13 protein-coding genes are annotated in these 13,150 nt (G+C 47.5%); 9 read left to right on the top strand and 4 right to left on the bottom strand.

Translation table 11 applies throughout. The features are described from left to right. Positions 1-88: 88 nt before the first annotated feature. Entirely contained in the window at positions 89-775 is a 687-nt protein-coding gene (locus tag LCM20_RS18400) for a class I SAM-dependent methyltransferase (protein ID WP_225196960.1), read from the top strand. A gap of 47 nt (positions 776-822) precedes the next feature. After that, positions 823-972 (top strand): hypothetical protein, encoded by a 150-nt coding sequence (locus LCM20_RS18405; RefSeq protein ID WP_225196961.1) that lies wholly within the window; start codon positions 823-825, stop codon positions 970-972. Between the two features lie 465 nt (positions 973-1,437). Here the strand turns inward: LCM20_RS18405 and LCM20_RS18410 are convergent, their stop codons facing one another. Then, positions 1,438-2,271: an alpha/beta hydrolase gene (locus LCM20_RS18410; RefSeq protein ID WP_225196962.1), complete on the bottom strand. Its 834-nt coding sequence runs from the start codon at positions 2,269-2,271 to the stop codon at positions 1,438-1,440. 145 nt (positions 2,272-2,416) lie between these two features. Here LCM20_RS18410 and LCM20_RS18415 point away from each other — a divergent pair, with 145 nt between their 5' ends. Then, a complete protein-coding gene (locus LCM20_RS18415; protein WP_225196963.1) occupies positions 2,417-2,842 on the top strand; it encodes a pyridoxamine 5'-phosphate oxidase family protein in 426 nt (141 codons plus the stop codon). A 31-nt stretch (positions 2,843-2,873) separates the two neighbouring features. Here LCM20_RS18415 and LCM20_RS18420 read toward each other — a convergent pair whose 3' ends face one another. Continuing rightward, complete coding sequence (locus LCM20_RS18420; RefSeq protein ID WP_225196964.1) at positions 2,874-3,767, bottom strand: cation diffusion facilitator family transporter; 894 nt, start codon at positions 3,765-3,767, stop codon at positions 2,874-2,876. Positions 3,768-3,947: 180 nt separating this feature from the next. Between LCM20_RS18420 and LCM20_RS18425 the strand changes: the two genes are divergently transcribed. The 3 genes from LCM20_RS18425 to LCM20_RS18435 all read left to right on the top strand — a co-directional run bounded on the left by LCM20_RS18425 (position 3,948) and on the right by LCM20_RS18435 (position 6,421). Then, a complete protein-coding gene (locus LCM20_RS18425; protein ID WP_225196965.1) occupies positions 3,948-4,280 on the top strand; it encodes a PadR family transcriptional regulator in 333 nt (110 codons plus the stop codon). Then, entirely contained in the window at positions 4,270-4,893 is a 624-nt protein-coding gene (locus LCM20_RS18430; RefSeq protein ID WP_225196966.1) for an HAAS signaling domain-containing protein, read from the top strand. The genes LCM20_RS18425 and LCM20_RS18430 overlap by 11 nt, the downstream gene beginning before the upstream one ends. 70 nt (positions 4,894-4,963) lie before the next feature. Further along, positions 4,964-6,421, top strand: coding sequence for a DUF4153 domain-containing protein (locus LCM20_RS18435; RefSeq protein WP_225196967.1), 1,458 nt, complete (start codon positions 4,964-4,966; stop codon positions 6,419-6,421). A 227-nt stretch (positions 6,422-6,648) separates the two neighbouring features. Here LCM20_RS18435 and LCM20_RS18440 read toward each other — a convergent pair whose 3' ends face one another. Then, positions 6,649-7,941, bottom strand: a complete 1,293-nt coding sequence (locus LCM20_RS18440) for a DUF2254 domain-containing protein (protein ID WP_225196968.1) — start codon at positions 7,939-7,941, stop codon at positions 6,649-6,651. Positions 7,942-8,132: 191 nt separating this feature from the next. Between LCM20_RS18440 and LCM20_RS18445 the strand changes: the two genes are divergently transcribed. Continuing rightward, on the top strand, positions 8,133-8,588 hold the full coding sequence (locus tag LCM20_RS18445; RefSeq protein WP_225196969.1) for a GNAT family N-acetyltransferase: 456 nt from the start codon (positions 8,133-8,135) through the stop codon (positions 8,586-8,588). A gap of 55 nt (positions 8,589-8,643) precedes the next feature. Further along, positions 8,644-10,098 carry an aldehyde dehydrogenase family protein gene (locus LCM20_RS18450; protein ID WP_263622183.1) on the top strand — a complete coding sequence of 485 codons (1,455 nt, stop codon included), beginning with the start codon at positions 8,644-8,646 and terminating at the stop codon, positions 10,096-10,098. A 437-nt stretch (positions 10,099-10,535) separates the two neighbouring features. Here the strand turns inward: LCM20_RS18450 and LCM20_RS18455 are convergent, their stop codons facing one another. Then, on the bottom strand, positions 10,536-11,711 hold the full coding sequence (locus LCM20_RS18455) for a pyridoxal phosphate-dependent aminotransferase (protein ID WP_225196970.1): 1,176 nt from the start codon (positions 11,709-11,711) through the stop codon (positions 10,536-10,538). A gap of 95 nt (positions 11,712-11,806) precedes the next feature. Here LCM20_RS18455 and LCM20_RS18460 point away from each other — a divergent pair, with 95 nt between their 5' ends. Beyond that, positions 11,807-13,138 (top strand): FAD-dependent oxidoreductase, encoded by a 1,332-nt coding sequence (locus LCM20_RS18460; protein ID WP_225196971.1) that lies wholly within the window; start codon positions 11,807-11,809, stop codon positions 13,136-13,138. Positions 13,139-13,150 lie beyond the last annotated feature (12 nt).

The raw sequence follows: 13,150 nt of genomic DNA on the forward strand, positions 1-13,150 counted from the left end.
AATTCCATAACCTTCAAGTCTAAATCATTTCTTTAGAGAAAAAATCGGCGAATGGGTATATAATGGAAGGATAGGAGGTGCCTCTAAAATGGATTCATTCAATTGGCATTTAGAAGCGGAGCGGAAGTGGGACACGATGGCGGAATCGTGGTACGAACGAAGTCAGACGATGTGGGACGAGGGGAGTCGGAAGACGATTATTCCCTTCTTGAGAAGCTACATAGAAAAGGGAGCATCGGTCGCGGACTTGGGCTGTGGAGACGGTTACGGGTCATATAAGCTTTTTCAAGAAGGGTATGATGTCACAGGTCTTGACCTTTCGAAGGATATGATTGATCGGGCGAATGCGAGGATTAGTGAAGACGGTCTGCGATTTGTTCAAGGTGACTTGACGAAGCTGCCTTTTGAAGCGGAGACGTTTGATGGAATCATGGCTATAAATTCATTGGAGTGGACGGAAATCCCGTATGAGGGATTGGAAGAGATGAAGCGGATTCTTAAGCCCGGTGGGAGGGCGTGCATTGGTCTTCTTGGACCGACTGCCATGCCGCGTACAAACAGCTTCCGTCGTGTTTATGGTGAGGCGGTGGTGTGCAACACGATGATGCCATGGGAACTGCGTAGAATGGCCGAAGAAACAGGTTGGTCGTATATCGGAGGCGAAGGGGTCTACAAGCGAGGGGTTTCAGAAGAACTAGCCCGTTCTCTTGATGAAGAACTCAACCAGGCTTTGACCTTCATGTGGTTGTTCATGTTTGAAAAGCAGGAAGTATGAATCGCTGTCGTTTGTCATAAGTTGAAATCATAGGGAGGGATCTATCCATGGTGGCCTGGATGCACGCTTTTTTCTCCATGCGTATTTTATTTATCGGTTTCTTTTCACTGACGGCGTTAAGTTTACTTACTTTTCAATCGGTCGCAATCTTCCAAGCGGTAATGGAGATGTTCGAGGTCTTCATACATCGTAAATAATGCAGAGGAGAGGCTGAGACACTTTTGTGTCTCAGCCTTCTTGGTTGTTGAAAAAGTATGGAGAACGCTTCTGTTACAGATGAGGAGGACAGTTGGGTGGAAAATAACTCGCTTTCCGCGGCCCAACAGGACGTTGGGTCGTTCGACGTTGCCACAGGACGTGGCGATTTTAGTTCGAACATCCTTGTTCCTTTTTGTACTCAGGCGATGCCTGAGTGGATCTCGCCGTGGCCCGTTCATCCCACTGGAGTCTTATCATTTTCCACCACACTTTGCGATAATAGTGGATACAGAACCTAACAGTAACCATAGGCTAAAGCGATTGTCCGTGTGAACATCCAGCATTTGAGCATTCTATCTGCTGTATATCGACAAAAATTCTTCTACTTGAAAGCTTAGTAATTAACCAAACCCGGAGGGGCATCTTCAGATGATGCTCCTCCGGGTTTGGTTTTTGGGTGGATGTTAGGAGGTGTCTGGTTCTTTCCAGAGGAAATCGGCGACGAGTTTGTCGACGTAGGGGCTCTCGTGTAAACCGGAATGAGTGGCGAAGTTGCCACGAACGATTTCAAATTGGATCCGGTGCCTTGGAACGAGTGATTGAATGCCTCTCACGCTGTTACGTTTGACGAGTCCGTCCCACTGCTCGCTCGCACGATCTTCACGGTTGATGACGCCTGCAATGGCGAGAACATCAACGGAGTCGATCTGTCGTTTTTTCAAATCAACCAGCGCTTTCGATTCCGGTCTCAAATCGGTGGCGGCATCGCCGAAGTTCACTTTGAAATATCCTTCCTTTTCAATGCCGTTGAAGGGGCTTGCCATCACGACCAGTTTATTGACATCGGGAGCATCTTCCTCTTTTTCGGCAAGGAATCCTGCGAGGGAGAGCCCTCCCATAGAGTGTCCGACCAGGTTGATGTGGTCGACTCCGTAATCATCTTTCAAAGCAGACATGATACTCTTCAACCAATCCTTCTGCTGATCTATACTCGCTCTTGCATCTTCGAATATCACTTGAACCAGAGGAGCGGAACCTTCCAGATCCCCTTTGATTTGTACCTTTCCTTTTTCTGTTACTCGAACTATCATCTGTTTCTCACCTGGACCTCTCCGCTCCAGACGCTCCAGCATCGTAGCGAAGCTTCGTTCACTTCCTTTGTATCCGTGTAGGAAGAGGGTGGGCGTATCATTCGACGTGTACTCCGATCGAATGGACTTCGTAATCGAGAAAAAAAGGAGGAGACCGATGAGCAAGGTGAACAGGATAAAGGGGACTGCTCTCTTACGGTTTTTCAATGCTAATCCTCCTCTGCATAAACGGTTCTCTACCTTAGCATACCCTGTCGGCCAAGTTAAAAACAATCGGTGCGCAGCGAGATGTTTATAATTTACAGCTCTCAGGGAAAACTGAATGAGACTCTAGAAAAGGGGAGATTATGAAATGAATCAGGAAGAACTGAAGACAAAGATCCATAAAGTGATGGAAAATCATAAGATTGGAACACTGGCTACTGTTAAGGATGGAAAGCCGCACTCCAGGTACATGACCTTCCATCATGATGATGAATTCACCTTTTTCACAGCCACTAGTAAAAAGACACACAAAGTTGAGGAAATCGATGAAAATCCGAACGTCCATATTCTACTCGGTTACGAAGGAGAAGGCTATGGGGATCGCTACCTTGAAGTAGAAGGTCAGGCGAAAATCCGGGACGATCAGGAGATCAGAGATTGGATTTGGAAAGATCATATGAAGAACTGGCTCGGAAGCAAAGATAATCCGGACTTTATCGTGCTTGAGATTATGCCGGAATCCATTCGTTTGATGAACGAAGGCGAAGACACGCCGGAAACATTGGAACTATAAAAAGAGAGGGGTTTCCCTCTCTTTTTTAATGTTAATGTTCGTGTGCTGTGATGGCGCAGGGGTGGTCTTCGTATTCGACTTCGATCGTCACGTGATCAAGCTGCATGCTGTCTAAGATCTCTTTGATTTGATCTTTGACTTGGCAAATCTGCTGCTTCGAAGCGTCTTCGGGCACGACAACGTGGGTGGAGAAAGCATGGTGTTCGCCGTCCATGGACCATAAGTGAGTATGGTGTGTGGATCTGATATCCTCAATGGCGCCCATTTTCTCTATGATTTCGTTCAGGTCCATCCCGTCTGGAACGGCTTCGAGGAAGAGCTTCATCGTTTTAATGAAGTTCTTCACCACGTTATACAGGATGAACAGTGTGATCCCGATCGAAGCAAGCGGATCGAGGAAGGGCAGGTCCGTAAAGGCCATAATGATGCTGACGATCAACACGGCGACCCAGCCGAGCACGTCTTCGAGTAAATGCCACGTCATGACTTTCTGGTTCATGGAATCCCCGCCTCGCAAGCGAACAACGGCTGCGCCGTTCACTAGAACGCCTAAAATGGCTAAGGCGATCATCCCGGTCGTATTCGGCTGTACAGGATTCAACAGTCTCGGGATCGCCTCGGTCAGGATGAAGATCGACCCGACGATTAACACTACACTGTTAATCAAGGCAGCCAATAAAGAAAAACGCCGGTACCCGAATGAGAAGTTTTCGGAGTGTTCTTTGTTGCTGAATCTCTGTAAGAACCAGGCGATTCCGAGAGAAAGGGAGTCCCCGAGGTCATGCAGGGCATCGGATAAGATGGCCATACTGTTAGTCAGCAACCCGCCAATAATTTCAATGATGGTAAAAGCTAAATTTAGAAAGAATGCTGTTTTAATTTTTCCAGTCGACGAATCGACATGGTGATGGTGGTGATGTCCCATAGGATTACCTCCGATAACGATATATGATTATATGTTCATATATAATGATAAAAGCGTGGCTGATGACTGTCAATGAATGCTATTATTTTTCCTTGGTTCTCTCTTTTTAAACATCGCTTTACTTACCTCGTAAAATTAGGTATGCTGAATATACCTAATTTTACGAGGTAGGTGAGGAAGATGTTCAACCGTGAACTTGTTAAAGGAAGCACATCCTTATTAGTTCTGCAGTTGCTGAATGACCGTGATATGTACGGCTATGAGCTTGTCAAAGAGATGGATCGGCGGAGTGACCATAATTTCCAAGTGAAGGAAGGGACACTGTACCCCGCCCTTCACAAGTTAGAAAAACAGGGTTATGTGAGTCATTATTGGCACGAACAGGAAAAAGGACCGGCGCGGAAATACTATCAGGTAACCACTGAGGGGCAGAAGATGCTGGAAGAAAGAACGAGCGAATGGCACCGCTACGTTCAAGTGATGAATAAGCTGATGGGAAAACATGAGTCATAGCGAGCATGATCGTTATTTAGAGGAATTGTCACAAGCCTTGTCCTTCCATCCTGAGCGCGGCTCGATTGTCGAAGAATATAAGGGTCACCTTACAGCTATGGATGGAGCAGGGCAGCTGACGTATGATGATTTGATCATGCGTCTCGGGAGTCCTGGCGAAATCGCTGAGATGTTCAAAGAGGAGCATTCTGTCACAGAATCCCGTTTACAGTGGCTTTTTGTTCTGTGTAATATTGTGCTCTTTGTCGGTGGGGGATTGCTGACAGTCGGTTATCACCTGCTTGAGTGGAACGTGCTCGAATGGGTATTTGAACGGCTGATTTCCATTCCGACCATCATCATTCTACTTTATATCGGATTCTGGGCCCTTCTCGGTTATGAAATCGGGAAAGCCTTCGGGCCGAGAGGAGTCGCTTTATTGAAGAAGACCTATGTGATCGGCATCATACCGAATTTGATTTTGATGCTGCTGACGCTCTTCAAAGTGATTCCTCACAAGTGGTTTGCCCCGCTCGTGACGCCGCAATTCATTGTCGTCTGTATCGTCTGCACGGCTTTGCTGTACCCGATTTCGTGGTTAACGTGCCGCTGGGGAAGGAGGATGTCACTGTAACGGGCATTCTTTACACCCATATACATAGAATATCTATGATTAAAGAAAAACTAGGTATAGGAGGAGTTACATGTCTACACCACCACTGAAAATACAGGAGTTGCTGTTTTTTGTTATTTGTCTAGCTTTAGGAGGACTCGCTGAGCTGTCCTTTTTCCATGCGCCTGTCGGCATCAGCTATCTTGTCTTCACGACAGGCTTTTATCTCGTCTTCTTTTTAAGATACCGTCGTTTCCCATTCAGACAGAGACGCATGGGCATTCTGATGATGTTTGTCATCTTGGTTCTATCAGCCAATTATGTGTTATACGATGCGTTCATTTTCCAACTGCTGAATGCTTTGCTGCTTCCAACACTGATGCTCGCCCATCTCGTGTTGCTGACGAAACCGTCCTACATTCATTGGTATCGAGGGACCTTCCTCATCCGGATGATTACCACTTTCTTCGGTGCATTTGCCTTTAACGCATATTTTCTGCAGCGATTGTACAAACGAATCTTCAAGCAGATGGATGAAAAAAATTCAGAGGTGATGAGGAAGGTACTGCTCGGTCTTTTAATCGGTGCGCCACTTCTGTTTGTCGTCGTCGGTCTCCTTATGCAGGCGGACGCAGCGTTCCAAAACTTCCTCTCTGTATTTCCGGACTGGTTGAACGGACTGGAAGTGAACGAAGTATTCATTCGAGTGTTGATCGCATTGGCGCTCGGGTGGCTCTTCTTTGGCGTGATGCAGATTCTGCCTCGTGAAGAAACGAAGACGCCGGCAGAACCGAAGCAGGGGGAGACGTACGATGGCATCGTATCCCTGACTATTCTCATTCTATTGAATGTCGTCTATGCCTTGTTCACAGCTGTGCAGTTCACGTATTTCTTCGGTGGAGAATTGTACGAAGGCATGAGCTATGCTGAATATGCCCGCCGTGGCTTTTTCGAGCTTGTGGTCGTGTCGCTTGTGAACTTGACGGTGCTTGTCATCATGCTGAAGATCAATCGTCCTGATGCCAAAAAGCTCGATCGTACGTTGAGGAGCATGTACTCGCTGCTTATCGTCTTCAGTGGCATTTTGCTTGTTTCTGCCTTTCAGAGGCTGATGCTGTATGAAGCTGAATACGGCTACACGATGGCACGCGTCCTGCCGCATGTCTTTATGATTTTCCTTATCGTCATTTTCGCTTATACAGGGATCCGTGTCTGGATCGACCGTCTACCGCTGATCCACTTCTACTTGATAACAGCCGTTCTGTTTTATACAGGATTGAATGCGGTGAACGTGGAGGCGTGGATTGTGGACCGTAACATCGACCGTTACGAAGAGACCGGGAAACTCGATATCGACTACTTGAATTCACTAGGCTATACCGGCGTTGATGGTCTTATTGAAATCTACCAAGAGTACCCGGAGTATAAGAATCTGGAACGTAAGTTGGAGGAGAGAAAAGAAGAATGGACAAATCAAGAGAGAGCGTGGCAGTCCTTCAACATCCCGAGGTATGAAGTGGTGAAGAAGCTCGATGACCTCGAGCTCTGACTAACGTAGGAATGGTTGTGAGAAGAAGTGTCTGGACCATTACTCGTTAAACGTACATTCAAAACGGTCTCTAGAAGGGGCGCTTCAAGTTCGTTTTGTGGAGTGGGGGGGAGAAAAAACGTCCAGAGAGCCATTCTCTGAACCGTTTTAACCCTCCGCTCGTCTGCAAAAAAGCCGAACGATGATTCGAGTGCCTTAATAGGCTCGAAAATCGTTCGGCTTTTTTATTAAAGAGGTGAAAATTTTTTCTTAAGGTTCTCGAACTCTTCCATTTCATCAGTCTGGACAGCGAGTTTTTTTAGGGCGGATACTAGGAACCTTTGATCGAGCTCGTACAACGAGGTGGTGTCCATATGCTTCACCGTTTGACAGGCGAATCTCCATAGAGGCTCGTGTTTGGAATCATCGATCGACTCAGCAATCTTCGCAAGCGAGTTCAGGAGCTCTGTGATAATCAGGTGGTTGTCTTTTGCATAATGTCGGATGAATCCGAAGCCTCGGTAAATGTAGTAGTCGAAGGATTCCTCAAGCAGGATGACCCGAACCTGTTCATCCTCGTCCATCAAGTAGGGAGTGAAGGTGATATAGTCCTCGACTGTCAGCATCAGCTCCGCCATTCGGTGAATGGTGTTGATGGCCGTCTTCGGGTCATCGTTTCCTATTGACTTTATCGCGATTTCAGCCAGTTTGTGCATCCCCATCTGGATGTCTTGAATCTCTGTTTCTTTATGTCCAATCTCAAGCATCCGACAGTACTTCATGGCATCGACTTTCTCCGCGCCGGGGCCCCAGTAGCTGATTAAGTTATTGCCCTTTAATGTGTAATCACCGATTTGAGAGTGGAGTTGCACAATGACGTCGTCTTTTTTCGCTTCCGCGACCATCGTACGGTAATCGACAAGCTGCAAGTAACCTGATTTCACAGAGTCTACTGATATAGCATTTTCCCGTTCGATTTCTTTCGTATCGCCTGCGTCCATCGTTCTATAAGTTTCAAGCTCCTTGCTCAACGTCTGGTTGATGATTTCTTCAGATGTCTTTTTCATCGTATAGGTGATGTTGTGCACCTGCATCCACATCGTCGCGTGATTGATGAAGTAGATAAAGGTCAGAGCGGATATGAACGCAAGCAGGATGGTCATGAAGGGAATCGCTACGAAGAATTCTTCCGAAGAGTTCCCGATGAACAAAAAGACGACAAGCACAAAGACGAAGCTGCCGTTAAAGATGCCGAGAGCGTGCTGCGTTCGCTTGTCTGAGACGAAGTTGAGAAGCATGCGCGGAGAGAATTGACCGCTGAACGTCGTCAGGACCACGAGTAAGGAGTTGAGTGTGAAGGCGCTGAGCGTCAAGATTCCGCCAATCAGTGTGCTGACTAGTATTCTCGTTGAGTCTGAATTGATTTGTAAGAACGAGGGAACGTGTGGGTACAATTCAAATCCCTGATCGAGATAGAGGACGATGCCTGCTAGCACAATGGCTAGAGATATGTAAACGGCAGGCATGTACCATATGGCCATTTGCATTTCGTGTTTTCGTTGCCTCTTTGACATTTCAAAGTATTTTCTCAATGAGACAGGTAGTAGATCCAGTATCATGTTTGACTCCTCCATCCTGCTTTGTTGACATATTTTTTCCCATTCTGAATGCTTTTCAAACGAATTGGGTTTCGATATAGTTACAGGTACAAGAACGAAGGGGGAGACAGGGAATGGAATGGGTGAAGAAAACATTCGATCAACTGACGAAAGAGGAACTTTACACGCTGCTTCAACACCGTGTGAATGTATTTGTTGTAGAGCAGGAATGTCCGTACCCGGAAATCGATGGACGGGACCCGGAATGCTTACATATTTGGAAAGAAGAAGCTGGAGAGGTCGTAGCTTACTGTCGACTTGTGCCACCTGCTGAAGGTGAAGAGCATTATTCAATCGGAAGAGTATTGATTCAAGAAAAATACCGCAGAAAAGGTCATGCCAGAAAGCTCATGGATTATGCCATAGATGTCCTTGTAAATGAGATGGGTGTTCAAGGGATTGCCCTTCATGGTCAAGAGCACCTCCGCCACTTCTATGCATCTTTCGGATTTGAAGAGGTGTCGGATGTGTATCTTGAAGATGGCATCCCTCATGTAGATATGGTCAAGAGCACCTTGAAACGTTTATAATCTTCGTTTCGGTGGAATTTAGTTGTGTGCTATCAAAATGACGAGGAGGACAATCATGACTCAGAAAGATTTCACACAACAATTCATCAATGGACAATGGAAGAATGGGTCCAGTGAGAAAACCGTAGAAAACGTGAATCCATATACAAAAGAGACCATCGCCTCCATCCCTTCAGCGAATGAAGAGGATTTAAATGAAGCTTACGAAGCCGCGCGGTCTGCTCAGAAAGATTGGATGGAGCTTACTCCTGGTAAGAAGCAGGCTTATTTTGACGAGTTATTAAACGTCGTCCATAAACGAAAAGAAGAAATAGTCGACTGGCTGGTGAAAGAGTCAGGGAGTACGCTTGTAAAAGCGGAAGTCGAATTTCAGGCTGCGGCAGCGATTATCCGCGAATCCGCCAGCTTTCCGACGAGAATGAAAGGTGAGATTCTCCCGTCCAATACACCGGGAAAGGAGAACCGTGTCTATCGTTCACCGAAAGGCGTCATCGGCGTCATTGGACCATGGAACTTCCCGTTTCACCTGGCTATGAGGTCAATTGCTCCGGCCTTGGCGACAGGGAATACAGTTGTCGTCAAACCAGCATCTGATGCACCCGCCACTTCAGGATTGCTGATTGCCGACCTCTTTGAAGAGGCAGGCTTCCCGAAAGGTGTCATCAACGTTGTCGTAGGACGTGGCTCAGAGATCGGTGATGCTTTTGTCACTCATCCAACAGCGAAATTGATATCGTTCACTGGTTCAACAGAAGTCGGCAGCCATATAGGTGAACTGGCAGGCAAGCATATTAAAGATACGGCGTTAGAGCTCGGTGGGAACAATGCGATGATCGTCCTTGACGATGCCGATCTTGACCAGGCGGTGGAAGCGGCCGCGTTCGGGAAGTACCTTCACCAAGGTCAGATCTGTATGTCCTTGAACCGCATCATTGTCCATGAAAGCGTACATGATGACTTCGTGGAGAAGTTCAAAGAAAAAGTGGCAGGTCTAAAAGCCGGCGATCCATCCGATAAGGAAGTCGTCGTGGGTCCCGTCATCAATTCTGAGGCCGTAGAGCGTATTCAAGAAGACGTGAAAAAAACGGTCGAACAAGGAGCCGAGCTTGTGACAGGCGGCGAAGCAGAAGGAAATGTCATGGAACCGACCATTCTGACGGGTGTGACAAATGACATGCCGACGGCTAACCATGAAATGTTCGGACCTGTGGCTTCCATTATTAAAGTCGGGGATGAAGACGAAGCGGTTGAAGTCGCGAATGGCTCACCATATGGCTTGAGTGGATCGCTGTTTACGACGGACATCCACAGAGGTGTAGAATTGGCGAAGCGCGTCGAGACGGGGATGATTCATATTAATGATCAATCAGTCAATGACGAGGCGCATGTTGCCTTCGGTGGGGAGAAAGAGTCCGGCATCGGCCGTTTTGGCGGTGAATGGGCGCTTGATAAGTTCACCACGGTGAAATGGATCGGTGTCATGACCGGCTATCGTAAGTTTCCATTTTAATTGATGAAAAAAGCCCGGGGCTTCTGCCTCGGGCTTAGTTTATGGATGAAGGTTCTGTACGGGGTGGAGTGTTCAGTGGGGTGGAAAATAACTCGCTTTCCACGGCGGACGGTGAGCTACCTCCAGCTGCGCTGTCGGGGATCTCACCGTTGTCCGTGCATCCCGTAGGAGTCTCGTCATTTTCCACCCCACTGTGCGATAACAGGGAATACAGAACCTTATGTCAAAAGGTTATCGGACCAGCATTTGTGCAGGTAAGGGCTTCTCAAAAATTAAACACATTACAAACATTGACCATCCATGCAGGAAATGAGATAGCTTATTATATATTCTTGACACTTATGCCCGATGCTTATGTATCGGGCTATTTAGGCGAATACATGGAGGTGGGAAGTGCTTTTTCCACAGTGCTTTTCACTACACCAATTTCAGCATCCTTACGATGACTTGCTGTATTTAGCAAAGCGTTTCAGGGCGTCGTGTAGGGTTTGTTCTGGGTTGTTCAGTCCGATGCGTACATATCCTTCACCATGGGCTCCGAAGCCTACGCCTGGTGCGACGAAGAGGCCGACTTTTTCTAGTAAATCATCAGCGAATGCTTCGGATGTGAAGCCTTCAGGTACTTTCAGCCATACGAAGAAGGAGCCGTGGCAGGGCTGGACGTTGAAGCCTAAATCGTTCAAGCCTCCGACTAAGAGATTACGACGGGTTTCGTAGGTTTGGCGCAGATCTTCTACACACTGCTGCGAGTCGAGAAGGGCGGTTGCTGCTGCTTCTTGTTCAGCGCCGAACAGGCTGCAGAAGTAATGGTCCTGCACGGTTTCTAAGGCTTCAATCACACTTGGGTTTCCGACAGCGAATGCAATCCGCCATCCTGCCATATTATACGTTTTCGACATCGTGTACACTTCGACGCCGACGTCCTTCGCTCCAGGCACTTCGAGGAAGCTCATCGGTTTTTTGCCATCGAATCCGATTGCTCCGTAAGCGAAGTCATGGACGACGCATACGTCATGCTTGTCTGCATGTTCAATGGTTTGTTCAAAAAATGATTGGTCGGCGACGGCACCTGTCGGGTTGTTCGGATAGTTCAGGAACATCAGCTTCGCCTTTTCCCACGTGGCTTGATCAATGGCGTCATAATCAGGAAGGAAGTCATTTTCCTGAAGCAATGGCATCGGCTCCATGATGGCATCCGTCATGGCGACTCCAGACCAGTAGTCAGGGTAACCGGGATCAGGCATCAGAGCGATATCATCAGGGTTCAAAAAGCATTGACTCAGTTCCACGAGACCTGTTTTGCTGCCTGGAAGGATGGCGACTTCAGTCGTTGGATCAACTTCGACACCGTATTCTCGCTTATAATAAGTGGCAACAGCTTCCTTTAGGAATTCAAACCCTCGAAATGGTGGATACTTGTGGTAGACGGGATTGTCGGCGGCATCTTTTAATGCCTGTACGATATGTTCTGGAGTAGGCTGGTCTGGATTTCCCTGTCCAAGATTGATGGCGTCATGACCGTTTTCTTGATATGTATTGAGCTTGGATACGAGCTTTGCAAAGAATTGCTCAGGGAGCCGGTTCAGTGCATGGGATGGGGTAAAATGTTTCAATGGGATTCCACCTTTTTGAAGTAGTGTAACACGGTTGAGTAAGATTGTCCTCCTAGGAGAAGGGGTAATAGATACAGAAAAAGGGGTGTTACGAGATGGATATTGTCATTATTGGCGGTGATGCTGCGGGAATGAGCGCCGCTATGCAGATTGTTAGAAACAGTGAAGGACACACCATTACGGTCTTCGAGCATGGGGAAGTCACGTCATATGGTCAGTGCGGACTGCCTTATGTCATCAGCGGAGATGTAGAATCTACTGACGATCTGATTGCAAGGAGCCCGGAGACATTTCGTGAAAAATACGGCATCGATGTGAGGACAAAGCATGAAGTGACGCAGGTTGATTGTGATCATAAGAGAGTACACGGAAAGAATCTTGAAACGGGTGAGGAATTCGAGCAGAAGTATGATCGTCTACTCATTGCAACGGGGGCGGCTCCGATTCTGCCTCCATGGGAAGGACGGGACCTGGAGGGAATCTTCACGTTGAAGACGATTCCGGACATTGAAGCCATCATGGAGGATCTGACAGAAGATGTGAAGCATGTGACGATCATCGGTGGAGGATACATTGGTCTTGAAGTGGCGGAGAATTTAATTAAAATCGGGAAAAAAGTAAAGATGATCGATCGTGGTGACCGGATCGCCAAGATATTCGATCCCGAAATGAGCGATAAGATTCAGAAAGAGGCTGAAAGGCAGGGGATTGAACTGTGTCTCCATGAATCTGTTGAAGGGTTCAAAGGTACGTCCCGAGTAGAAGCGGTCGTCACAGATCAGGCAGAGCATCAGACGGATGCCGTTCTTGCAGCCGTCGGAGTGACGCCGAACACCTTTTTCTTAAACGGAACAGGGATTGCCAAAGGCGTAGCGGATGCGATACAAGTGAATGCCTTTATGGAGACGAGTATTCTGGACATTTATGCTGCGGGGGACTGTGCGACGCAGTTTCACCGGATTAAACAGCGTGCCGACCATATCCCGCTTGGAACACATGCGAACAAGCAGGGGCGTGTGGCAGGACTCAATATCGTAAATAAACGGAAGGTGTTTAATGGAATCGTCGGGACATCGATCATTAAATTCTTCGACCTCACACTCGCGCGTACGGGGCTGTCTGAGAAGGAAGCGAAGAATGAGTACATCCCATATAAGACGATTACCATCGACTCGACCCATGCCGCTGGCTACTATTCGAAAGAGGACCCGATGACACTAAAGCTTCTGTATCATGAAAAAAGTGAGAAGCTGCTCGGGGCCCAGATCATCGGCCACAGAGGGGTGGACAAACGGATTGATGTGCTCGCCACCGCTCTTTATAACGAGATGGACATGGAGCAGCTCGAGGAACTGGACCTCTCCTATTCCCCTCCATATAACAGTGTGTGGGATCCAATCCAGCAGGCGGCAAGGCGAGTGAAGTAGGACAATCTATGG

The organism is Halobacillus litoralis (assembly GCF_020171725.1).
Classification (GTDB): domain Bacteria; phylum Bacillota; class Bacilli; order Bacillales; family Halobacillaceae; genus Halobacillus; species Halobacillus litoralis_F.

Bases quoted from the DNA above. Each gene is read 5' to 3' on its own strand.
- LCM20_RS18400 (WP_225196960.1), top strand. From the start codon at position 89: ATGGATTCATTCAATTGGCATTTAGAAGCGGAGCGGAAGTGGGACACG.
- LCM20_RS18405 (WP_225196961.1), top strand. From the start codon at position 823: ATGGTGGCCTGGATGCACGCTTTTTTCTCCATGCGTATTTTATTTATC.
- LCM20_RS18415 (WP_225196963.1), top strand. From the start codon at position 2,417: ATGAATCAGGAAGAACTGAAGACAAAGATCCATAAAGTGATGGAAAAT.
- LCM20_RS18420 (WP_225196964.1), bottom strand. From the start codon at position 3,767: ATGGGACATCACCACCATCACCATGTCGATTCGTCGACTGGAAAAATT.
- LCM20_RS18425 (WP_225196965.1), top strand. From the start codon at position 3,948: ATGTTCAACCGTGAACTTGTTAAAGGAAGCACATCCTTATTAGTTCTG.
- LCM20_RS18430 (WP_225196966.1), top strand. From the start codon at position 4,270: ATGAGTCATAGCGAGCATGATCGTTATTTAGAGGAATTGTCACAAGCC.
- LCM20_RS18435 (WP_225196967.1), top strand. From the start codon at position 4,964: ATGTCTACACCACCACTGAAAATACAGGAGTTGCTGTTTTTTGTTATT.
- LCM20_RS18440 (WP_225196968.1), bottom strand. From the start codon at position 7,941: ATGGCCATATGGTACATGCCTGCCGTTTACATATCTCTAGCCATTGTG.
- LCM20_RS18445 (WP_225196969.1), top strand. From the start codon at position 8,133: ATGGAATGGGTGAAGAAAACATTCGATCAACTGACGAAAGAGGAACTT.
- LCM20_RS18450 (WP_263622183.1), top strand. From the start codon at position 8,644: ATGACTCAGAAAGATTTCACACAACAATTCATCAATGGACAATGGAAG.
- LCM20_RS18460 (WP_225196971.1), top strand. From the start codon at position 11,807: ATGGATATTGTCATTATTGGCGGTGATGCTGCGGGAATGAGCGCCGCT.